Annotated in this window: 20 protein-coding genes; 16 read left to right on the top strand and 4 right to left on the bottom strand. The window is 54.1% G+C overall.

Annotation, left to right across the window (positions count from 1 at the left end; genetic code table 11):
• Nucleotides 1-125: 125 nt before the first annotated feature.
• Entirely contained in the window at nt 126-2342 is a 2217-nt protein-coding gene (locus FCN15_RS10830; RefSeq protein WP_138495023.1) for an MMPL family transporter, read from the bottom strand.
• 257 nt (nt 2343-2599) lie between these two features.
• Between FCN15_RS10830 and FCN15_RS10825 the strand changes: the two genes are divergently transcribed.
• The 3 genes from FCN15_RS10825 (at nt 2600) to FCN15_RS10815 (ending at nt 5085) form a co-directional block, all read left to right on the top strand.
• Nucleotides 2600-3802, top strand: coding sequence for a sensor histidine kinase (locus FCN15_RS10825; RefSeq protein ID WP_138495022.1), 1203 nt, complete (start codon nt 2600-2602; stop codon nt 3800-3802).
• Nucleotides 3799-4449: a response regulator gene (locus FCN15_RS10820; protein WP_138495021.1), complete on the top strand. Its 651-nt coding sequence runs from the start codon at nt 3799-3801 to the stop codon at nt 4447-4449. Before FCN15_RS10825 ends, FCN15_RS10820 begins: the two co-directional genes overlap by 4 nt.
• 66 nt (nt 4450-4515) lie before the next feature.
• Nucleotides 4516-5085 carry a hypothetical protein gene (locus FCN15_RS10815; protein WP_138495020.1) on the top strand — a complete coding sequence of 190 codons (570 nt, stop codon included), beginning with the start codon at nt 4516-4518 and terminating at the stop codon, nt 5083-5085.
• A 116-nt stretch (nt 5086-5201) separates the two neighbouring features.
• Here FCN15_RS10815 and FCN15_RS10810 read toward each other — a convergent pair whose 3' ends face one another.
• Nucleotides 5202-6413 carry an MFS transporter gene (locus FCN15_RS10810; protein ID WP_138495019.1) on the bottom strand — a complete coding sequence of 404 codons (1212 nt, stop codon included), beginning with the start codon at nt 6411-6413 and terminating at the stop codon, nt 5202-5204.
• Between the two features lie 123 nt (nt 6414-6536).
• Between FCN15_RS10810 and FCN15_RS19185 the strand changes: the two genes are divergently transcribed.
• The gene (locus FCN15_RS19185) at nt 6537-6689 is read left to right on the top strand and encodes a hypothetical protein (RefSeq protein ID WP_162515345.1); all 153 of its coding nucleotides are present in this window, start codon (nt 6537-6539) and stop codon (nt 6687-6689) included.
• Nucleotides 6690-6700: 11 nt separating this feature from the next.
• Here FCN15_RS19185 and FCN15_RS10805 read toward each other — a convergent pair whose 3' ends face one another.
• Nucleotides 6701-6898 (bottom strand): hypothetical protein, encoded by a 198-nt coding sequence (locus FCN15_RS10805; RefSeq protein ID WP_138495018.1) that lies wholly within the window; start codon nt 6896-6898, stop codon nt 6701-6703.
• A 67-nt stretch (nt 6899-6965) separates the two neighbouring features.
• Entirely contained in the window at nt 6966-7946 is a 981-nt protein-coding gene (locus FCN15_RS10800) for an aldo/keto reductase (protein ID WP_138495017.1), read from the bottom strand.
• Between the two features lie 183 nt (nt 7947-8129).
• On the opposite strand from FCN15_RS10800, the gene FCN15_RS10795 reads away from it, so the two are divergent.
• The 12 genes from FCN15_RS10795 to FCN15_RS10740 all read left to right on the top strand — a co-directional run bounded on the left by FCN15_RS10795 (nt 8130) and on the right by FCN15_RS10740 (nt 23562).
• Complete coding sequence (locus FCN15_RS10795; RefSeq protein ID WP_138495016.1) at nt 8130-8312, top strand: DUF2524 domain-containing protein; 183 nt, start codon at nt 8130-8132, stop codon at nt 8310-8312.
• Between the two features lie 174 nt (nt 8313-8486).
• Nucleotides 8487-8975: a low molecular weight protein-tyrosine-phosphatase gene (locus FCN15_RS10790; protein ID WP_138495015.1), complete on the top strand. Its 489-nt coding sequence runs from the start codon at nt 8487-8489 to the stop codon at nt 8973-8975.
• Between the two features lie 242 nt (nt 8976-9217).
• The gene (locus tag FCN15_RS10785; RefSeq protein ID WP_238996621.1) at nt 9218-10969 is read left to right on the top strand and encodes a sensor histidine kinase; all 1752 of its coding nucleotides are present in this window, start codon (nt 9218-9220) and stop codon (nt 10967-10969) included.
• Entirely contained in the window at nt 10966-12627 is a 1662-nt protein-coding gene (locus tag FCN15_RS10780; protein WP_138495014.1) for a response regulator, read from the top strand. The genes FCN15_RS10785 and FCN15_RS10780 overlap by 4 nt, the downstream gene beginning before the upstream one ends.
• A 134-nt stretch (nt 12628-12761) precedes the next feature.
• The gene (locus FCN15_RS10775) at nt 12762-14453 is read left to right on the top strand and encodes a type 2 periplasmic-binding domain-containing protein (protein ID WP_138495013.1); all 1692 of its coding nucleotides are present in this window, start codon (nt 12762-12764) and stop codon (nt 14451-14453) included.
• Nucleotides 14454-15095: 642 nt separating this feature from the next.
• Complete coding sequence (locus FCN15_RS10770) at nt 15096-15986, top strand: ABC transporter permease (protein ID WP_138495012.1); 891 nt, start codon at nt 15096-15098, stop codon at nt 15984-15986.
• A gap of 22 nt (nt 15987-16008) precedes the next feature.
• Entirely contained in the window at nt 16009-16887 is an 879-nt protein-coding gene (locus tag FCN15_RS10765) for a carbohydrate ABC transporter permease (protein WP_138495011.1), read from the top strand.
• Between the two features lie 148 nt (nt 16888-17035).
• On the top strand, nt 17036-19111 hold the full coding sequence (locus tag FCN15_RS10760; RefSeq protein WP_138495010.1) for a beta-galactosidase: 2076 nt from the start codon (nt 17036-17038) through the stop codon (nt 19109-19111).
• 266 nt (nt 19112-19377) lie between these two features.
• Entirely contained in the window at nt 19378-20433 is a 1056-nt protein-coding gene (locus FCN15_RS10755; RefSeq protein ID WP_138495009.1) for a glycoside hydrolase family 53 protein, read from the top strand.
• 127 nt (nt 20434-20560) lie between these two features.
• Nucleotides 20561-21274 carry a copper homeostasis protein CutC gene (locus FCN15_RS10750; RefSeq protein ID WP_138495008.1) on the top strand — a complete coding sequence of 238 codons (714 nt, stop codon included), beginning with the start codon at nt 20561-20563 and terminating at the stop codon, nt 21272-21274.
• Between the two features lie 147 nt (nt 21275-21421).
• Nucleotides 21422-21823 (top strand): phasin family protein, encoded by a 402-nt coding sequence (locus FCN15_RS10745; RefSeq protein WP_203232125.1) that lies wholly within the window; start codon nt 21422-21424, stop codon nt 21821-21823.
• Between the two features lie 65 nt (nt 21824-21888).
• Nucleotides 21889-23562 (top strand): ABC1 kinase family protein, encoded by a 1674-nt coding sequence (locus FCN15_RS10740; protein ID WP_138495007.1) that lies wholly within the window; start codon nt 21889-21891, stop codon nt 23560-23562.
• Nucleotides 23563-23601: the final 39 nt, after the last annotated feature.

Genomic DNA, 23601 nt, shown 5'->3' with positions numbered 1-23601 from the left:
TTCTAACTAAGAGAAGTACGCATAAGGTTCCTGCGACCGCTGCTGCTCCTTGCCAGCAGTTCTTTCAACACCATAAAGACCCCCGGCCACAGACAGCTGTGAGCCGGGGGTCTCTCTTTATGGCATTATTCATGTTCCATTTGCTTCAGGGTTAGCGGAAGTTCATCGGCATGTTCCGCTTTCTTCTGGAACGACTCGCCCTCAATGTCCAGCTTCGGCAGGATACGGTCCAGCCATTTCGGGAAATACCAGGCGGACTTGCCGAGCAGCGTCATGACGGCAGGGACGATGGTCAACCGGACGATGAAGGCATCGAACACGATGCCGAAGGCAAGTGCAAGACCCATGGATTTGACCATCGTGTCATCGCCGAAGATAAAGCTGGCAAACACGGAGACCATGATCAGGCCGGCCGCCAGAACGATTGTGCCGCTTGTCTTCATGCCGAACAGGACGGCCTTCTTCGCGTGGCGCTCATGCACGTATTTCTCACGCATTCCGCTGACCAGGAATACTTCGTAGTCCATCGCAAGCCCGAACAGGATGCCGGCTACCAGTACAGGCAGGAAGTTGAGGACAGGAGCAGGTTCCGGAATGCCGAAGAAATCAATAAGATGTCCGTCCTGCACGACAAATACGACGAATCCCAGGGTTGCTGTAAGGGTCAGCAGGTAACCCAGCACGGCTTTGATTGGAATCAGCAGGGACCGGAAGACGATAGCCAGCAGGATAAAGGCCAAGCCGACGATGAGACCGGCAAATTCCGGTAAAGCTCGATTAAGTTTATCCGACATGTCGATATTAACGGCTGTAGAGCCTGTGACCATTAACTCAACGTGCTCCTGCTCCAGGACGGATTCGGCCTGCTGCCGGATCGTTTTCACCAGCGTGGCTGTCATGGTGTCCTGAGGTCCTGTCTTCGGCAGAACGGTAAGTATGGCCGTATCGCCGGCTTTGTTCATTTGCGCAGGAGTAACAGCAGCGATATTAGCTAAACCGCTTAACCCCTTGACTGCCTCTGTAATGGCGGCTTTCTTGTCACCTGCCGACGGTTCAGCTTTGGCGATTACAACCAAAGGACCATTGAAGCCAGGGCCAAATCCTTCAGCTAACAGATCATATCCGCGGCGCTCCGTTGTATCAGCGGATTTCGAGCCGTTATCCGGAAGGCCGGTATGCATATGCAGGGCCGGAAGGCTTACTGCCCCAAGCAGCAGAACGGCTGCCAGAAGAATCGGAACAGGATTTTTGGTGACAAAACGGCCCCACCAGTTGGACTCCGGCGCCTGAGGCTGCTGACTGGCGTATGGACTGGAATTGTTCCTTGCCGGATTTTTCGGGACAAACAGTTTCTTGGAACACCCCAGAAAAGCGGGAATGCAGAACAAAGTAAAGATGACGGCCAGGAATACGGTCAAAGCAGCTGCGATGCCCATTGATCCCAGGAAAGGAATGCCCGTGACCGTTAAACCGGAGAGGGCAATGATGACCGTCAGGCCGGCAAACACAACGGCGCTGCCCGCTGTAGCGTTAGCCAAGCCGGCGGCCTCCTCACGTTCCATCCCCTGCTGCAGATTTTGCCGGTACCGGGAGATGATAAAGAGCCCATAATCAATCCCTACAGCCAGCCCCAGCATACCTGCCAGCGACAGCGAGAAGGAGGGAGTCTCCATATAATGGGAGCCTAAGAAGATCAGCATAATGCCGATCGCTAAGGAAATAACGGCTGTCAGAATGGGTAGGCCAGCGGCGATAAAGGAACCAAAGGTGATAAGCAGAATGACGAAGGCAGCAACGATGCCGACAGCTTCGGCAGGCCCGCCGGCTTCTACCTTTGTAATGGTAACTGTACCGCCCAGCTCCGTTTGAAGTCCTTTCGCGTTGGGAGTCTCAATAGTCTGGAGTACGTGATCTATGGATTTCTGCGTAACATCTCCGGCAGCTTCCTTATAGGTCACGGTAGAGTAGCCGATTTCGTTCTTCCCTATGGTTTTGGCCTCGTAGACCGATTGAACGGAGGCTACTTCCGGATCTTTCTTGACTTCTTGTTCCGTTGCTTGAATGATCTGCTTGACGGTATCCGACTGCAGCGTCTGATTCTCCGGAGCTTTAAAGATCAGCCGGATCGTGCCTCCTCCGCCGGTCTGGTCACCGAACGCTTCACCCATGACCTGCATGGCCTTCTCGGATTTGGTGCCGGGAATGCTTAATCCTCCGCTGAACGCGGAGCCCAGGCTTACTCCGCCAGCAAGCGCTAGAACCAGTAAGCAAATGGCCCCGATTATAACGGTTTTTTTGCTGCGAAACGACCATTTTCCAATTTGATATAACCACTTTGCCATCTGTAGATTTCCCTCCACTTTCTGTTTCTGAATCATGAATCTCATGTTACCTTGGAAGGGAAATCCCGATAACGTCCAATCGGGCATGCCCATTCGGGCAAATTGGGGTATAGTAAAATCGGCATCTGCCCGAAAGGGCAGATGCCGATGTACCATTGGACGATGTGAGAGAGGGCTTTTTGCCATACAATCTTTTTATCCCATACAATCTTTTTACTAGAAGAAGGACATATTTAAGAAATGAGGAGGGGGACAGCTTGAGAGAGACAGATACAGAAAGGGAACAGGCAGGCCAGCTGTCTGCTTCCAGAGTGCCCATTATCATATGGATGTCGCTTGTGTTTGTGGCAGCGGTATTGATGCAGTTTCTGACGGCTCCGCTAATTATTCCGAGCATCGGATTTGCTGTCTTGTTTACGGCTCACGGGCTCCTGCACTGGAACGCTGACCGGTTTGGAGAACGTTATTTCTGGATCTATATTTCCCTTCAGGAGGCTTTGATTTATTTATGTGCCATACTGATGAAGGACGCCTACCAGCCGGTGCTGATTGGCCTTCTCCCTATTTTGATTGCCCAAAGCCTGGGTTTCTCCTTCCGGATTAAAAGGGCAGTTCTGGTTACGCTTATTAATGCAGTTATTTTCTTTGATTCGGCGCTTACCATTGGGGAGAGGAAAGAGCTTATTCTGTTTCTGCCTCTCTTTCTATTAATGTTAAGTATCGTGCTGGCTTACGCGGTCTTATTCTACCGGCAGGTTCAGGAGCGGATACGGATACAGAATTTCCTGCGGGACCTGCAGGAGGCGCATAAGAAGGTAGAAGAATTAACACTCGCCAATGAAAGGCAGCGGATGGCCCGGGATCTGCACGATACGCTGGCCCAGGGGGTGGCAGGGCTGATTATGCAGCTTGAAGCTACAGACGCTCATTTGGGGCAGGGGAACACGGAGCGGGCCCGCAGCATTGTTCAGCAGTCAATGTCCCAGGCCAGGAGAACGCTGGCTGAGGCTCGAAGGGCCATCGACAATCTTAGGATGAAGTCTTCGTCTGACATGGATTTTAGAGAGGCGTTAGAGGATGAAATACGGCATTTCAAAGACGCTACCGGCATCCAGGTCACTGCGGATCTCCGCTTGACGAAGCGCCTATCCAGGCTGGTGATGGAGCATAGTCTTCATATGATTAAAGAATGCCTCACCAATGTCGCCAAACATGCCAAGGCCGGCCACGTCTCGTTCGCGCTGTTTAACGAGGAGCGGCAGCTTTGGATTAAGATTGCAGATAACGGAGTCGGATTCAGAACAGACAGCATCGGCAAAGATGCCGGACATTACGGGCTGCTTGGTATTCAGGAGCGGGTTAGGCTGCTTGGCGGAGAACTGAAGGTACTCAGCGGTCCGGAAGGGACGGCCATTGCGGTTAAGATCCCATTAATTGAGGCAGAGGGAGAAGCTTTATGAATAGGATAAAAATTCTGATCGTCGATGATCATTTTCTCGTCCGCGACGGACTCAAGCTGATTCTGGAGACAGGACCGCAGTTTCAGGTGGCCGGGGAAGCCGGGAACGGAGAAGAAGCTTTACGTCTGATAGAAGAGCTGCAGCCGGATGTCATTCTGATGGATTTGAACATGCCGGTGATGAGCGGGCTCGAAACGATGAAGGCACTTAAGGAGAAGCAAAGCTCCATCCCCGTTATTATCTTGACCACCTACAATGAGGATGAGCTGATGATCAACGGCCTGGCGTTGGGGGCCAAAGGCTATCTGCTTAAGGATACCAGCCGGGAAAATTTATTTCGGAACATAGAAGCAGCAATGAGAGGAGAAACCCTGCTGTCTGCCGAAATGATGGAGAAAGTGATTGCGGCTAGAGAAGGGAAGGCAGCGCCTCCCCCAGCAGCAAAGCCGGGGCTGTTAACCGACAGGGAAGCCTATATCCTGCAGTGCGCTGCCAAGGGGTTCAAGAGCAAAGAAATCGCTTATGAGCTGGAAGTTTCCGAACGGACGGTAAAATCGCACTTAACCAGCATTTACAACAAGCTTGGCGTGGACAGCAGGTCCCAGGCGGTGGCCACCGCCATCGAGCAGGGCTTGATCAAGATGTAGCCGTGTTGTATGCCGCTGCGCTGTTCACAATACTCTTTGGAATCAGATTATTTGGAGGAGAACAAGATGAGCGAATTCAGCCAAAGCTATCATTTGAAGTCGAGTGACTCTGCGGCTGCCGTACAGCTGCTGGAGCAAGCGGGTAAAGGCGGGATCGTTTTTCCGGCCAGGAGCGGCTGGGTTACGTTTGTTGTGGAGGACGCGGAGTTTATCGCAGATGAAGCTATTGTGTCTTTAAACCCCGGGCTGCTGGTCTATTATTTCTATGCCGAGGATCATGGCTGGGGCGCGCAGGTCTTTAATCAAGCCGAGCTTGTATTTGATTACGAATGCGAATGGGAAGAGGACATGATCGTCCACAAGAAGCTGTATGATCTGAAAGTGATTCAGCAGCTTGCTGAAGAGCAGGGGCGTGACGCCGGTGAGCTGAAGAGAATCCTGGACGAAGAGAATGAACATGAAGAGCCGTTTGCCTTTGAGGAGCCGCCGGCTTACCTGTTCGCGGAAACGGTAGGGCTGCCTCATTATCAGTGGCTGGCGGCCAGCTATTACACACCGGAGGACCCGGTGTTTGAGGGAGCTGTCATCGTGAAGGGACCGGAGCCGCTGGACGGAACGGAAGACGAGCAGAGCTAACCCAGAACGCCGGCCGGGAAAAAGAGAACAAGGACCAAGGGAGCGCGGCTCCTTTGGTCCTTATTTCTGCGGGCCCGTGACTGGGAGCACGGAGCGGCGGTCTGAGAAAAGGCCGCCTAAGCCCCGGCCGCTGCCTTATTCCGCTCTGCCCAATAGCAGACCGCCGCCAGCGCAAAGCCTGAGCCGACCAGCAGGGCGCCGACCCAGGGCAGGGCCGCAATCGAAAGCTGGTTGATGACCCAGCCGCCGATAAAGGCCCCGGCTGCGTTGCCGAGGTTGCCGGCGGAGTGGCTGGAGGTGGAAGCGAGCGCGGGCGCGCTCCGGGCAAGGCTCATGGTGCGGATCTGCATGCCCGGCATCACCGCGAAGGAAGCGGCTCCCCACAGGAACACGGTCAGCACGGCCGCGAACTGGCTGTGAATCGTGAAGGTGAGGATGGCGAGCAGCACGCCGGCAGCCAGGTAGATGCCGAGAACGGAGGGCATCAGCTTCCAGTCGGCCAGCTTGCCGCCGATCAAATTGCCGATCGTAACGCCGAAGCCGAAGAGCACCAGAATCCAGGTGACATTGCCCTCGGTAAGGCCGGTAATCTGCGTTAACAAAGGCGTAATATAAGTGAACACCGCGAACAGTCCGGCATTGCCGAGCGCTCCAATCAGCAGAAAGAGCAGCAGCTTGGGTTTAATCAGGGCGGCGACCTGCTGCAGCATGCTGCCGGTGTCGTCCGGTTTGATTTTTGGAATAAAGATCAGCACCCCAAGCAGAGCAATAACGCCCATCAGGGCAATCGTGGCAAAAGAAGCCCGCCAGCCCAGATGCTGGCCGATAAACGTGCCGACCGGGACCCCGATAATATTGGCGACCGTCAGCCCGGACATCATCAGGGACACGGCTCCGGCCCTCTTATCGGGCCTGACCAGATTGGAGGCAATAACGGCTCCCACTCCGAAAAAGGTCCCGTGCGTCAAGGCAGTCAGCAGCCGCGCGCCCATCAGAAAGGCGTAATTCGGCGCGATAACCGCAATGCCGTTGCCGAGAATAAAAATGCCCATCAGCAGGCAGAGCAGCAGCTTCTGCGGGATACGATGGGTCAGGATGGTCATGATCGGCGCGCCGACCGCTACGCCAAGCGCATACATCGTGATCAGCTGCCCGGCTGTCGGGATGCTGACCTTCAAGTCCTGTGCGACATTGGGCAGAATGCCCATGATGACAAACTCCGTCATGCCAATCGCAAATGCGCCGACCGTCAGGGATAGGATCGAAACCGGGAAAGGCTCTTTCCTGACCTGCTTCGCCGTTAACGGCTGTGGCTGAGTGAGGGCCATGATCTTCAACCTTTCTGTCCAGTAGGTAGACTCCACTTTTATTGTTTATCTATATCAGATGAGCCAGCAGGCCTATATCATCATAATGACATTTTTCAGGCTGAGGCAAGGATTATTTTAAAAATGCAGCTGGTTTCCAGCGTCGGCGGAACGCAAAAAAAAAGACCAAAGGAAGGATTCCTTTGGTCGAAGGCGGCGGACAGCCGGGTTTATGAAATTGCCGGGCAGCCGGATGTTTCGGGAATTGCCGGGCGGGTTGTCCGCTATACGCGTTAACTCTGCTCTTTTTAAAATACTCGGGCTAATAAAATCATAACCGCCGCAACGGCGGCGAGAATGCCCCAGACGATGAGCTGATTCGTAATCTGCCGCCAAAATCCCCGGGGGCCTTCCTCTTGCAGCTTCTGCTGGTTCACATCATGATTGGCCTTGTGGGCATAGGGATCATTTGAATTGCCGCCAGGTGAATTAAACAGATCAGGCATAAGTTCAGCTCCCTTAATCGGAATCAATTGCAGTCAATCACAGTCAATCACAGTCAATCAGAGTCAATCACGCAAACCCCGTTACCTGATGCGGCACATAAGGCTCCTCGAGCCGCTTGATCTCCTCCGGAGTCAGGACCACATCCAGCGCAGCCACGGCATCCTCCAGATGATGCGGCTTGGTGGCGCCGATGATCGGCGCGGTCACCGGCTGCTTCTGCAGCACCCACGCGAGCGCGATCTGCGCGCGCGGCACGCCGCGGGCCTCCGCGATCTCCTTCACCACGGCCGCTACCTTGCGGTCGGCCTCTTCCGTCGCCGTGTATAATGTCCGGGCGAAGTTGTCATTTTCCGAACGGAGGCTGGATTCCTCCCAGTCCCGGGTCAAGCGGCCGCGGGCGAGCGGGCTCCACGGGATGACGCCGATATTTTCGGCCTGGCACAGCGGCAGCATTTCGCGCTCCTCCTCCCGGTACAGCAGGTTCAGATAATTCTGCATGCTGACAAACCGGGTCCAGCCGTGGCGCTCTGCGGTGAACAGCGCCTTCTGGAACTGCCAGGCGTACATGGAGGAAGCGCCGATGTAGCGGGCTTTGCCTGCTTTTACCACGTCGTGCAGGGCTTCCATCGTCTCCTCGATCGGAGTGCTGTAATCCCAGCGGTGAATCTGGTACAGGTCCACATAATCGGTGCCCAGCCGCTTCAGGCTGTGGTCAATTTCGGACAAAATCGCTTTGCGGGACAAGCCCCCGCCGTTCGGACCCGGACGCATTACGCCGTGCACCTTGGTGGCAATGACGACCTCGTCGCGATTGGCAAAATCCTTCAAAGCCCTGCCGACAATCTCCTCGCTGGTGCCGTCAGAATAAACATTGGCAGTATCGAAGAAGTTAATGCCGAGCTCGAGCGCCCGCTTGATAAACGGCCGGCTCTGCTCCTCATTCAGCGTCCAGGCATGATTGCCGCGGTCAGGGTCTCCATAGCTCATGCAGCCAAGCGCAAGGCGGGATACCTGCATGCCGGTGTTGCCGAGTCTTACATATTGCATCTGAGTTCTCCATCCTTTCCTTCTAAAAAAGAGTGGGTTCGCAGGCGCATTCGTCATTCTTGTCCTGGTATTCTTTAGTGTATTTCACCCGGCAGGACGATGCAAACGGTGCTGCCCGGCTGAATGAACCGGAAGCGAATTCTCCATAATAGGAGGGTACACCCGAGAGAAGGAGGATTTTTCATGATTGAAAATTTGGAAAGCAGCTATGACTGTGCCAATGCGGGCGGAGATCTGCCCAAGCTGAAGCAGGAGCTGGAAGCCCTGCAGGCACAGGGGGCCAAGGACAAGAAGACCCAGGAGACGATCAACCGGCTCGAGAACCAGATTAACTTTATTATGAACAAATGCGATATTAACCATTAATAACGGCTCAGCAGCGGCTTTTTGCAGCATAATTGGCTGAACGGGCTTGAAAGAAATGTTGCCTCCTCTTGCGGTCTGCATGGCCAGCAGGGGGAGGTTTTATTGTCTGCGGTCTGCCGGCGGCTTGTCAGAATAGAGGCTCTCATGTACTATCGGGTTGAGGTGAGCGTATAAATGACGACTAAGCAGCCTATCGGCGTATTATTTGTATGTCTGGGCAATATCTGCCGCTCTCCGATGGCGGAAGCCGTATTTCGGCATATGGTCAATCAGGAGGGGCTGGCGGAGAAATTCCGCATTGATTCGGCCGGCACCGGTGACTGGCATACGGGGAAACCGCCGCATCACGGGACGCAGAACATTCTGAAGCAGTACAGCATTTCCTTTGAAGGCATGTTCGCCAGACAGGTGGCGGCGGATGATTTTGCGGAGTTCGACTATATCATTGCGATGGATGACTCCAACGTAAGCAACCTGCGGAAGCTGATGAAGGGCAGGGAGACTGAGGTGATCAGGCTGCTTGATCTCGTTCCGGAGGCGGAGAGCAAGGAAGTGCCGGACCCTTACTACACGGGGAATTTTGATGAGACCTACGAGCTGGTAACTCTGGGGTGCAAGGCGCTTCTAGGGCATATCCGCCGGGAGCATGGTGATTTGTTTTGATTAAAAGAAGAGGATCTGCAGCAAAGGCGCCTAACGCCCCTTCGCCGCAGATCCTCGGCTTGTCAGGCCGGGACAGATGCGTCCCGGCCTGGCTTTTTTTCAGCAGGGCCGTACTCTGTTTGCTCTCAAGTTGCCGGCTTTAGCCTAATCTTCCGGCCGTGCTTACATAATCTTTCTGTTGCAGCTGTATTTTTCTAGGCTATAATATGTCCCAGAACGAAGCCCGGAGGAGACATGAAGAAATGCGCAAGCTGCTTAAACTGAACTTTTTTACCAAAATCGTACTGCTGATCGTAGTGATGCTGATCCCCATCATCGTGCTGTATTTTTACTCCAACCGGACCACGAAAAATGTGCTGGGAAGCGAGCTGAATAAATCGAACGCCAACCAGCTTGCCTTCTTCCAAAGCCAGGTGGATACGAATCTGGATATTGTGGCTTCCTGGCCCAATCTGCTCAGTCATGATCCGGATGTGCAGAGCTTTCAGGATATCTATCTGCAGGATCACTACCTCAATCTGGATCAGATCAATCTCGTCAAACGGATTCAGAACAAGCTGAGTCTTCAGGAGAGCTCGTCCAATTGGAAAAGCACCCTCTCGGTCTACTCGCCTTCACTAAACCGGCTCGTAACCGAATCGGACACTTCTTCTTATGACCAGAAGGCGCTTGAGCTTCTGCTCGGGAGCGGCTGGCAGGTAGAGCCTTATCAATCCGGGGAAGAAAAGCGGTTCCGCTTCTCCTGGTATACGGTCAGTCCGTTCTCCTCCTTATCATCGCCCGGGGAAGCGAGCCTGATTGTCAAAGTGGAATTCGACAGCAGCAACATCCAGGATATTCTCGACCGGTTCAAGAGCGACGGGCGGCGCGATCCTTTCTATTACAACCCTGTGTACGGAGAGATTCTCAATCGTTCGGCGGACAAGAAGCTCACCTCACAGCTTGTGAAGGATCTGGAAGACCAGTCTGAGCTGCTTCAGGGCGCCGAGAACCGCACCGTCCGGATTGAAGGGCAGCAGTACCGGGTATATATCGACCGTTCCGCGGCAACCGGCTGGTATTTGATCGACTATCTGCCATTATCCGAAATTATGAAGCCGATCAGCGATTCCAACCGCTTGTTCTATACTTCCGTCGGCGCCCTGCTGCTCATGAGCTTAATGGTCGCTTACATTCTCTTCTCGCAGGTTCAGCTCCCGCTGAAGCAGCTGGTAAGAGGCTTTCAGCGGCTTAAGACAGGCGATTATACGGTGAGAATGAATATAAAGGGCGACAATGAATTCGGTTATGTGTCGCTCCGCTTCAACTCGATGGTGGAGCAGATTCAGCAGCTGTTTGAGAATGTGTTCATGGAGCAGCTCCGGGTGCGCGAAGCCAGGCTCAAGCAGCTGCAGTCCCAGATCAATCCGCATTTCTTCTATAACTGCTTCTCCTTTATTACCAGCATGGCTAAACTGAAAAGAAACGACGCTGTCATCGCCATGTCTCACAGCTTGTCGCGATATTACCGATATACCACAAGACAGGAGCGCGATTTGGTCAGCTTGGCGGAGGAACTGGATTTCGTAACCAATTATTTGGAAATTCAGAAGATGAGGATGAGCCGGCTGTCTTACGACATCCGTCTTCCTGAAGAGCTGCGCAAGTTAAGCATTCCGCCGCTCGTCATTCAGCCGCTTGTCGAGAACGCGGTTCTGCACGGCATTGAGCCTCATGCGGAGGCTGACCGGGTAGAGATTATGGTCTCGAAGCATGGCGGTCAAATCCAGGTCGTAGTTGACGATAACGGCGGCAAAGTGACCGAGGACAAGCTGGAATCCATGCGGGAGAGCCTGCGGGGGCCGATGAGCGAGGAAATGGGCTGCGGCACCTGGAACGTGCATCAGCGGCTGAAGCTGAGATTTGGCGAGGAAGCAGGGCTGACCTTTGCGGAATCACCGCTGGGCGGCGTGAGAGCAGTCTTGTTCTGGTCGATTAAGGAGGAAGAACGATGATTCAGATTTTGTTAGTCGATGATGAAAGCTACGTGACAGAAAGTCTGGCAGAAACCATAGATTGGGCAAGCCTGGATATTGGAAATGTGTATCAGGCGGCTTCCGCGCTTCAGGCGGTCGATCTGCTCGAAGAGCATGATATTGATATCGTCGTCACGGACATCCGCATGCCGGAAATGACGGGTCTGGAACTTATCAAGGTGATCTCGGAACGCTGGCCCGGCATCAAGTGCATCCTGCTGACCGGCTATTCCGATTTTGAATATGCGAAGCAGGCCGTCAGGCTGCAGGCGGTTGATTATATTTTGAAACCAGTTGAAGATGAGGAATTTGTCAAAAGCGTGGCGTCGGCCGCAGCTTCCCTCAAAGAAGAGTGGGAGGCTGCCAACAAATATCAGCAGCTGCTGTACAGCAGACGCTCCGACCTGCAGCAGCTCCGGATGAACCTGCTCCATGAGCTCGCGCTCGGCAGCGGCCTGCCGAAGCAGAGGCTGTATGAGCGGCTTGCGGAATATGACGTCAGCCTCAAGCCGGATGAGGAGACGGTTATGGTGTTTATTCAGCCCGGCAGCCATTTTGCGGCTATGGATATGCGCTCGCTGGAGCTGAATGAATATGCGATCGGCAATATTGCGGAGGAAGCGCTCTATGACGAGTTCCGTTCCTGGTTCGGCAAAGCGCCGCACGATTGTCTGCTGCTGATGCTGCAGCACCGATCACACGCTTCCGGCCTTACTAAGGCGGCTGCACAGCCGGCGTCGCCAGCATCGGCGCCCCTTTCCAGAGACCTGCTGGAGGGGGCCCTGCTGAACCTGCAGCAGCTTGTCCACAAATATCTCAGCGGCCACATCTCGATGGTGGTGACGGACAGCTTCTCTTTCCCTGACGAGACGGCTGAGGCTTACCGCAGAGGAATCAGCTACATGTACAGCGCAGGAATCGGCCATGGAGCGGACTTGATGTTTCTGGAAGACCAGTCTCCTGCCGAAGGCGTGACGGTCAAGCCGCTTGAAAGCCTGTACCGGCCGCCGACCGTGCTGCACCTGCTGGAATCCAAGCAGTGGGAAGCGGCTCAGGCCAAGATCGAAAGCGTTCTGGAGGAACTGGCCGGACAGCGGCATTCGCGCGAGCACCTGGTGGAATTTTTCCTGACGGTCAACAATGCCTTTATGTATATGGCGCATAAGCAGGGACGGCTTATCTCCCATGTCGACCAGACAGGACTTGGCTCCGATCTCATGGCCGCCTCGAAAGTCATCTATTCCGTGCCGAAGCTTAGAGAGTGGGCCCTGGGCATGCTGGATCAATTGCAGAATGAAACGCCTGCCGGAGAAGCCGGAGCCCGCAGCCACATTGTCAAGCAGGTGCAGGACATGATCGAAGCCGATCACGGCCATGAGCTGTCGGTGAAGACGATCGCGGACCAGGTCTTCCTGCATCCCGTCTACCTGTCCAAAGTCTACAAAGCCGAGACAGGAGAGGGGCTGGGCGATTATCTGATCCGGAAGCGGATGGATAAAGCAGCGTACCTGCTCAAGAACTCCAACAAGAAGATTTACGAGATTACCTCCGAGCTGGGCTACCAGAATCCGCAGTATTTCAGCAAAATGTTCCGCAAGCATTACGGCATGACACCAAACGAATTCCGGGACCAATAGGGTATAAAGCCAAGGCGGAAATCAAACAACAGGTTTGCAAAGGTGCAGAAATCTTCGTTTAATGACATAGGATGGCAAGGCAAAGCCCCCTATAATGAAAACGTAATCACTTTAATCTTTTTGGGGGGAACAAGATGAGATCCAAGACGAAAAAAAGATGGATATCTCTGCTTGCTTTAACGGTAGTAATGACCGGCGTTCTTGCAGGCTGCGGCGGCGGTAATAACTCAAACGAAGGCAGTGCGCCATCTGCGTCGGCCAGCACTGAAAACGTCTACAAAGAAAAATATGATCCTGAAGTTACGATCACGACCGCTTGGGGCGTAGACCCTACGCTGGAATTCAAGAACGGTGAAACGATCGAGAATAACGTTGCGACCAAATGGGCGCAAGAGAAGTTCGGCATCAACATCAAATCGCTGTGGTCCGTAACGGATACCAACGGCGCATTTGCAACAAAGCTGCGTCTGGCTATGTCTTCCGGACAGGAAATGCCTGACGTGCTGACACTGGGTACAGAGAATGCGACACTGGCGCAGGACCTGATCGACTCCGGTATGTACGGTGAAGTAGGAACCCTCTTTGATAAATACGCATCCGATACATGGAAAGCTGCGATGAACCAGGATCCAAACGTTTGGAACCAATACACTCGCGACGGCCAGAAAATGGGTATTCCGGTACTCGACTTTGCTTATAACCATGACTATGTGCTCTGGATCCGCCAAGACTGGCTCGACAAGCTGGGCTTGAAAGCTCCTGAAACGATGGATGATCTGGAAAAAGTTATGGACGCCTTCAAGAACAACAATCCTGACGGCTTGTCCCCGGACAAAGTTATTCCGCTGAGCATCGGCTTCAAAACTTCCATGAACACTTGGATGGGCGACCCATCCTGGATCTTCGGCGCATACGGCACATTGCCGCAGCAATGGAACGTTGGTGCTGACGGCAAGCTGGAATACGGCTCCATCAACAGCGGCATGAAGCAGGGCCTTCAGAAGCTGAACGAATGGCTGACCAAAGGCTACATTCCTCAAGAAGCGGCACTTTGGGATGAGAACAAAACATCCGAGCCTGCTGTAGCGGGAACTGCCGGTATTATTCCTGGTCCTTACTGGATGAGCGGCTGGCCGCTGCAGGATACCGTTAAGAACTCTCCGAATGCGGTCTGGACACCAATCAAGATCCCTACAGGTCCTAACGGAACGGCTATGCGTCATGGTACACAGTATACAAACGGCGTAACTCTGATCAAGAAAGACATGGAACATCCGGAAGCATTCTTCACTTATGAGAACTACCTGTTCGACAACTTTGCTAACCAAGACACAACGAATACGGATTTCGCAAACGGTTTGTTCAAAGGTTATGACTATGACCTGGATGCTAGCGGCAACATGGTAGCAAATGACAAAATTGCTGGCGGATATGTAAATGCTGTACGTTACCTGCTGGTACGCGACGGCGCGCGGATTCCTGACGCTCAAATGGAAGCTCTGCTGAACCTGGCTGACGGCAAAACACCTACAACCCGCCTTGAGAAAGACGTAGCTGTAAACTATGGTAAAGATACACCTGCAGCAGCGAAAGTCCTGCTGGAGCAGAAAGACATTTCCTACAAGGATATGTTCACTGGCCCAACTACGGAAACTATGAAGTCCAAATGGGACTACCTGCTGAAGATCGAGAACCAAACGTTTAACGAAATCATCTACGGCAAACAGCCGATCGATGCCTTCGATACTTTCGTGAAAACTTGGAAAGCCGGCGGCGGCGACCAAATCACGACAGAAGTTAACGAATGGTACGACAGCGTTAAATAATAGTAAAAGGATTAAGGAATAACACGGACTTGGGGAGAACATCTATAGTTCGGCTGTAACGGAAACACCCGCCACGCAGATTGCGCGGCGGGTGTTTTTTTGCGGGATGAAGTGCAGTATCCGGCGATTGATGACGCCATGAAACAAATACTGAAAGCATCCGTCGATGCGTCCGCCGCCATTGACTAGAAGCTCCCCCGACCCTAAGAAGCCCCTGCTAGGCAAAGCGGCCGTTAAGCCGCCCCATCCTGCTGGGGCTTTTGTTTGCCTGCTCCAGCACCGCTTGCAGGCGTTTGCAGGCGCAGTCAGGCTTTGCTCCAGCGCTGCTGGCGCAGGGCCGAAAGGATTCCGTACAAGCGAAGCGTTCGCCTTTAAATTCCGGTTTCACCCTTACCTTATTCCATCAGGAAACCGGAAATTAACAGCGATGGAAGGAACCTTCGGACCGGAGCCCTCCGCCAAACAGAGTGGTTATGCATAAGCAATTTAAACTGGTTTGTTTTATGCCATGAATATTGGTTTTGTGGACTACTGGCTAAATGACTGCGCTTTTATAATTTGAGTATAGAGCAATTAACGCGTGGGGGTTGGGGGAACTGCCCCGATCCGCGCTTGTTTAGATCAGTAACGGGGGGAACAAATATGAAAAGTTTAAAACGGACCTGGCCATTTCACGTTATGCTGCTGCCGGCTCTCATCTTCCTGATCGTGTTCAGCTACGTGCCGATGGGCGGCATCGTAATGGCGTTTCAGGACTATAAGCCGTGGCTCGGCCTTAGCGGCTCGGCGTGGGTAGGGCTGGACAATTTCCGCTACCTGTTCGAACGTCAGGACAGTATGCAGGTCATTTGGAATACACTCATCATTGCCGTACTAAAAATGATTTTTAACCTTGTTGTTCCGTTCATCTTCGCGATACTGCTGAATGAGATCCGCAAGGTCGGGCTGCAGCGGTCCATTCAGACGCTGGTTTATCTGCCGCACTTCCTGTCCTGGGTTATCCTCGGCGGGATTCTGATCGACCTGCTGGCTGTGGACGGCTTTGCCAACCGCGTGCTCGGATTCTTCGGCATTAACCCGATCTTCTTCCTCGGGGACAATAACTGGTTCCGGTTCACGGTCATTGTGTCGGACGTCTGGAAGGAATTCGGGTACAACACGATTATCTTCCTGGCAGCGCTTGCGGGCATCAACCCATCGCTGTATGAAGCCGCTGAAATGGACGGCGCGAACCGCTGGAGACAAACGCTGCACATTACGATGCCATCCCTGATTCCAATCACCATCGTGGTAGGAACACTGGCACTGGGCAACGTCCTGAACGCCGGCTTTGACCAAATCTTCAACCTGTACAACCCGCTGGTTTACCAAAAAGGCGACATTATCGATACCTTCGTATACCGCACAGCGATACTGAATGGCGAGATGGGCTTTGGCACCGCGATCGGCCTGTTCAAATCCGCTATCAGCATGATTCTGATCCTGATCTCGTACCGCTTGGCCTACAAGTGGGCCGGGTACCGCATATTCTAAGAGAAGGAAAAGAGGGAGAGACATGTATCATAAAACGGTGCCTTACCGCATCTTCAACGTAATCAATACGGTATTCCTGATCGCGCTTTCTATCCTGTGCGTTGTTCCGCTGATCCACGTACTGGCGGTTTCGTTCAGTGCCAAATCGGCGGCCGATGCGAATCTGGTCGGACTTTGGCCGGTAGATTTTTCAACAATTGCTTATCAGAAGACAATGAAAAATCCGCTGTTCCTGCACTCCATGTGGGTCTCGGTGCTGAGAACGGTACTGGGTACAGCGCTGACGCTGCTCATCACGTTCCTGGCAGCTTACCCGCTGTCCAAGGAAAGCAGCGTATTCCGCAGCCGCACTTTCTATTCCTGGCTGTTTGTGTTCAGCATGGTGTTTAACGGTGGTCTTGTTCCTTTCTATATCGTCATTCAAAAACTCGGCCTCATCAATAACTTCTGGGTACTCGTCCTGCCAAGTGCAGTGAACACCTTCCTGGTCATTCTGATGCTGAACTTCTTCCGCAGTATTCCTAAAGAGCTGGAAGAGGCGGCGCTGATCGACGGAGCAGGACATTTCCGGACGCTGTTCAGCATTTATCTGCCGGTATCCCTGCCGTCCATTGCCACAATCGCTTTGTTCAGCATGGTGTACCACTGGAACTCCTGGTTCGACGGCCTGCTGTATTTGAACAATTCCAACCAGTTCCCGCTGGCGACCTTCCTGCAGACGGTCATCATTCAACAGGACATGAGCTCGATGAGTATGAGTCCGAAAGAAATGGAGCTGCTGTCCCAGACTACCGTTAACGCAGCCCAAATCTTTATCGGCGCTGCTCCGGTGCTGATTGTGTATCCGTTCCTGCAGAAATATTTTGTAAAAGGCATGACGCTTGGTTCTGTAAAAGAATAATCGTGTTCGAACAACTGCCGCAGCGCTTAAGTTTTCCGCGTTAACTGCGGCTGTTGTCCGTACTGACGTTGTTCAAAGATTTTTAACTTCTTTTTAACTTCAATGATTATTAATAATGAAAATTCCAGAGAAGGAGCTGTATATAGCAATGACCTCTAAACTCAAATTCCCGCCAATCAGTTCCAAAGTGCCGCACATGCTGCACGGCGCTGACTACAATCCGGAGCAGTGGCTCCGCTACCCGCATGTACTTGAAGAAGATATCCGGCTGATGAAGCTGGCGAAATGCAATGTAATGTCAGTCGGCATTTTCTCCTGGGTATCCCTTGAACCTGAAGAAGGCGTGTTTACTTTCGAATGGCTGGACCAGCTGCTGGACCGGTTTGCTGCGAACGGAATTTATGCCCTGCTGGCAACGCCGAGCGGCGCGCGTCCGGCCTGGATGTCGGAGAAATATCCGGAGGTGCTCCGGGTGAATGACCGCCGGGTCCGCAACCTGCACGGCTTCCGTCACAACCACTGCTACACTTCCCCGGTATACCGGGAGAAGGTGAGCATCATGAACTCCAAGCTGGCCGAGCGTTATGCGAATCATCCGGCGGTTATCGGCTGGCATATCTCCAATGAGTTCGGCGGAGACTGCCACTGCGATTACTGCCAGGAGGCTTACCGGAATTGGCTGAAGGACAAGTACAGTTCGCTGGACGAGCTGAACCATGCTTGGTGGACGACGTTCTGGAGCCACACTTATACAAGCTGGAGTCAGGTTGAGTCTCCGGCTCCGCACGGGGAAACCCAGGTGCACGGCATGAATCTGGACTGGCGACGGTTTGTGACGCATCAGACGGCGGACTTCATCAAGCATGAAATCGCCCCGCTGAAGGCGGCCAATCCGGAGCTCCCGGTTACAACCAACCTGATGGAGTATTACGAGGGGCTCAACTACTGGAAGTTTGCTGATCTTCTCGACGTTGTATCTTGGGACAGCTATCCAACCTGGCATGACAAGGGGAATGATGACAGCCGTCAAGCGGCCAAAATTGGCATGATGCATGACATCGTCCGTTCCATCAAGGGCGGCCAGCCATGGATGCTCATGGAGAGCACACCAAGCCTCACGAACTGGCAGGATGTCAGCAAGCTGAAGCGTCCGGGCATGCACCTGCTGTCCTCGCTGCAGGCCGTAGCACACGGCTCGGATACCGTCCAATATTTCCAGTGGCGCAAAAGCCGCGGCTCCAGTGAGAAATTCCACGGCGCGGTGGTTGACCATGTCGGCCACGAGCATACCCGTGTGTTCGGCGATGTGAAGCAGGTCGGCGAATCGCTGGAGAAGCTTGAAGAAATCGTAGGCACTGGAGTGCCGGCAGAGGTTGCCGTTATCTTCGACTGGGAGAACCGCTGGGCTGTTAATGACGCGCAAGGGCCGCGCAATGTCGGCGTGAAATACGAAGAAACGGTGCAGGCGCACTACTTCCCGTTCTGGGAGCAGGGTGTGGCGGCAGACGTTATTGATATGGATCAGGATTTCTCCAAATATAAAGTAGTTGTAGCACCGATGCTGTACATGGTGCGTGAAGGCGTTGGCGAGCGGATTCAGCAGTTTGTAGAGAACGGCGGAATCTTTGTGGCGACATACTGGTCCGGCATCGTTAACGAGACGGATCTGTGCTTCCTCGAAGGCTTCCCGGGTCCGCTGCGCAAGACGCTTGGCATCTGGTCCGAGGAGCTGGACGGCCTGCATGACGGCGATTTGAACGGAATTGTGCCGGCAGCCGGCAACGAGCTTGGTTTGGCAGCGGAATATGATGCTGTGGAGCTGTGCGACCTGATCCATCTGGAAGGCGCAGAGGCGCTGGCATCCTACCGTTCCGACTTCTACGCGGGACGTCCGGCTTTGACGGTGAACAAGCTTGGCAAGGGCAGAGCCTACTATATCGCGTCGCGCAACAAAGAGCCGTTCTACCAGGATTTTTACGGAAAAATCATTGACCAGGCCGGCATCCGCCGCGCGCTGAATACCGACCTGCCGGAGGGCGTAAATGCTGCGCTCCGCAGCGACGGAGAACACGACTACGTGTTCCTGATGAACTTCAAGAACGAAACGCAGCAGGTGACGCTGGACGGGCAGGCTTATACGGATCTGCTGGCCGGATCGGCTGTGGGCGATGTTCAGCAGCTTGAGCCTTTCGGCATGAAGGTGCTGAAGCGGAGCAGAGGCTAAGCTCAGGCTCAGCCTGGTAATTTTATAGTCTTTTAGGGCATGGCCGTCTTCCCGGTGGAAGGCGGCTGTTTCTTTTTCGAATAACAGAACCGCTTGATTTCGCTTCTGACTTTGCTTCTGACTTTGGCTCCTTCTCTGGCCCGGACGTTTGGGCGTGATGCTTGGCAAAATGCCGTAAACCTTTAAAAGATGCCATATTGTACCATTAAGTAAACGCTTACAATATTACTGTCTTACAATTCTTAAACGAGGAGGATGCAGGACGGATGAAGAAGAGTCAAAAGAGGTGGCTGCTCAGCTTAAGCTCGGCAATCACGGCACTAGCCCTGATCTTGGGGACGCTTGGAGGATGGAAGGCGGAAGCGGCGGCACCTTCGTTTGCGAAAGGCGCGGATATCAGCTGGGTCGCAGGGATGGAGAAGCAGGGTTATTCCTGGAAGGATAAGAACGGAGTCAAACGGGATATTCTGGACATTCTCAAAAATGACTACCAGATCAACTCCGTCCGCATACGCGTCTGGGTGAACCCGAATATGAGCGATTACGGCAACGGGTACCTGAACGCGGAGACAGCGGCTGCACTGGCCAAACGGGCGAAGGACAAAGGCATGAGCGTCATGCTTACGCTGCATTACAGCGATAGCTGGGCGGACCCGGGGCAGCAGACCAAGCCTTATGCCTGGAGCACTTTTGACTTCACGCAGCTGATGGATGCCGTCTGGTCGCATACGGTTTATGTGATGAACACGATGAAGGCGCAGGGCGTAACGCCGGACTGGGTGCAGATCGGCAACGAAACGAATGACGGCATGCTGTGGAGCGACGGCAAAGCCTCGGTAAATATGAAGAACTACGCCTGGCTGATCAGCACCGGCAACAATGCCGTGAAATCGGTGAGCAGCAGCACCAAGACCATTGTTCACCTGGCGAACGGCTACGATAATGCCACGTTCAAGTGGAACATCGGCGGACTGATCAGCAACGGGGCGACTTTTGATATTGTCGGCATGTCGCTGTATCCGAGCGCATCGGACTGGTCCACGAAGGTGACGCAGACGATTGCCAACGCGAACAGCATGATCTCTACCTATGGAAAAAGCGTCATGATCTGCGAAATCGGCATGGATTACAGCCAGGCCTCCGCGGCCAAGTCGTTTGTAACGGACATTAAGACGAAGGTCCGCAACCTGTCGGGCGGCAATGGACTGGGCGTCTTCTACTGGGAGCCTGAAGCTACGCCGGGCTATAACGGCGGCTACAACATGGGCGCATGGCAGTCAGACGGCAAGCCGACGGCGGCTTTGGAGGGCTTTTTGAATTAGAGACGAGGCAACAGAATAGGGATAGAAAGCCAGCAGGGGACTCTCGGTTTATGGGGGTCCCCTTTGCTGTGCTATACTTTTTCATAGAATAACGGCAGTTCATCCTAATGGGAGAAGAGGTGCACAAATGCTGCTCGAAATCATTGCAGCCTGTGTAGAAGACGCCATCATTGCTGAACAAAACGGGGCAGACCGGATTGAGCTGATAACGGCAATTACCGAAGGCGGACTGACGCCGGGGATCGGCATGGTCAGGCAGGCCGTGAGGACAGTCCGGATTCCGGTGCATGTGATGGTCCGGCCGCACAGCCGCTCTTTTGTGTACGACGAAGCCGATCAAGCGGTCATGGCGGAGGAGATCAGGGCGATTAAGGACGCAGGGGCCGCGGGTATTGTGATTGGAGCCTTGACCTCGGATGGCCAAATCGATCAGGCGGCACTGGAGCGCTGGCTGCCGCTGACGGAAGGGATGAACGTGACGTTCCACCGGGCTTTTGATGAGCTCTCCAATCTCTTGGAAGGGCTTGAAGTGCTGCAGCAGTATCCGCAGGTGAACCGGATCTTGACGTCCGGGGGGCCGAAGCCGGCGCCGCAGGCGGTCCCGGTTCTTAGAGAGCTGGTGAGAAGGACAGAGCAGGCGAAGCGGTCTGGAAGAAATCTTACGATTCTCGCCGGGCACGGATTAACCGCTCAGGGCATTGGCGATTTTGTGCGGGAGACGGGCGTGGAGGAGGTTCATTTTGGAACGGCGGTGCGCTGCGGCGGGGATGGGCTTAAGCCGATTGATCCTGTACGGTTGAGTGAGCTTGCCGGCCGCCTGCGGGAAATAGCCGGGCGGTGATGCTGGCCGATAATTCGCAGAAGATGCGGCAGCTCGAATGTATCCTCCCAAAAGTGGTAAAATAAAACAAGACCACAAATCAAGATTCTACACCAAGATCCTACATCAGGATCATAAATCAAGATCAGAGCGAAGGGAGCCAATACCATGAAAGATCTGTTTAGCAGAGCGGTTTCACTTGGGCTTGGAGTAGCGGCGCAGAGCAAGGAGCAAATCGAGAAAGCGGTAGATGAGCTGGTCAAGAAAGGCGAGCTTACCCGCAGCGAATCTTCGGATGTTGTCAATGATCTTGTAGCAAAGGGTCAGGAAGCGAAGCGGAATTTGGAAGCCATGGTGAATGAGCGCGTTAAGAAGCTGACCGGTGCTCACAACTATGTCACCAAGGAGCAGGCAGAGGAATTGCTGAAACGGATTGAGGAGCTTGAACTGAAGGTCTTCGGGCAGACCAAGGAGCCTTTGGGAAGCCAGGGGACTGCATCGGCGGAGCATGCGGACAGCCCGGTTCAGCAGGCAGCTGAGGAGCAGCCCAAGACGGACAGCCAGCCATAGGAACGGATGAAACGGATATAAGGATATAAGGATACAAACAGGAAACAAACGGAGGAGGGGACAGGATGAAGGCAGGGAGACGCGTCAGGCACCTTCTCCGGTACCGGCAGATTGCTGCGGCGCTGGTCCGGAACGGCTTTGGGTATATTGCTCATGAGCTGGGTTTTCCGGAGCAGCTGCCTTTTATCGGGAAAAAGGAGGCCGCCCCTTCCAAAACCCGCGGTGAACGGGTGCGCCTGATTCTGGAGGAGCTCGGACCCACCTACATCAAAATCGGCCAGATCGCCAGCACCCGGCCGGACCTGCTTCCGGCTGATATTGTTGAAGAGCTGGAGAAGCTCCAGGACCACGTGCCCCCCTTCTCCTATGAAGAGGCTGCCGCCATCGTGGAGGAGGAGCTTGGGGCAAGCATCGAGGAGCTGTTCCTCGACTTCTCCCGGGTACCGCTGGCCGCTGCGTCCATCGGCCAGGTGCATGAAGCCGTGCTGCCTGACGGCGCCAGAGTAGCAGTCAAGGTGCAGCGTCCGGACGTGGACAAAATGATGCGCATCGATCTGGACATTCTGCTGGAGCTGGCCCGCGCGGCCGAAGACCGGCTGGAATGGGCCAAGCGGTACCGGCTCAGGGAGGTTGCCGATGAAATTGCCAAGGTGCTGACAGAGGAGCTGGACTACACGCTGGAAGCCAGGAACGGCGAGAAGATTGCCGCCCAGAACGCCCCAAGCGGACAAATAAAGGTAAGGGTTCCGGGGCTGCACTGGGAATACTGCACCCGCCGGGTGCTGACGATGGAGTTTCTCACCGGCATCAAGCTGTCGGATACGAAGCGGCTGAACGCGGCCGGCGTGGACCGCAGGGAATTGGCAAGGCGCATCGCCTCCCTGATGTTCCACCAGATTCTGGTGGAAGGGTTCTTTCACGGCGATCCGCATCCGGGCAATTTCCTGGTGCTGCCGGGCGGCGAGCTGGCGATGCTGGATTTTGGCATGGCCGGGAGGCTGTCGCCGGGTATGAAGCAGCATTTTGCGACGATGGTCATTTCCCTCCGGAACCAAAGCTCCAAGGGAATTCTGCGGGCGATCTCGGCCATGGGGATTGTGCCGGAAGATGCGGATGAAGCAAGGCTGTTTGACGACGTCGAGCAGCTCCGCGAGAAATATTACAACGTGCCGCTAAGCAAGGTCCGGCTGGGGGAAGCCGTCAATGATCTGTTCAAGGTGGCATTCCGTCACCGGATTGTCCTTCCTTCCGAGCTGACGCTGGTGGGCAAAGCGCTGCTGACGATGGAAGGCGTGGTGACAGCGCTTGATCCGGAGATCAGCATCTTTGACATTGCCGAGCCTTATGGGGTCCGTCTCCTGAAGGAACGCATCAATCCGGTGAACGTCTTCAGGAAGTGGTCGGATAAAATTCCGGACTACTGGGACCTGCTTACCGATGTGCCCAAGAACATCAAGGTGTTAAGCGGGCTGGTCAAGAAGGGCAAAATCCGGGTCGAGCTCAGCGCGCCGGAGCTGAACAGCTTCCTGCGCCGGCTGGACCGGGTCAGCAACAGGCTGTCCTTCAGCATCGTGCTGCTGTCCTTCAGCATTCTGATGACGGGGCTGATTATCGCTTCTGCGCTGAGCAGCCAGCAGTCGATTTTGTGGAATTTTCCGGTCATTGAGATCGGGCTGATCATCTCGGGCCTGCTGGTCTTCTGGCTGGTTTATGCGATCTTCCGGTCGGGGAGGTTCTAGGGGGCAGGATTCAAAGCAGCGGCTTTGAACAGCTGTGTA

It is taken from the genome of Paenibacillus pinistramenti (assembly GCF_005869875.1).
Lineage (GTDB): Bacteria > Bacillota > Bacilli > Paenibacillales > Paenibacillaceae > Fontibacillus > Fontibacillus pinistramenti.
This window is presented reverse-complemented; position numbering and strand designations above follow the sequence as displayed.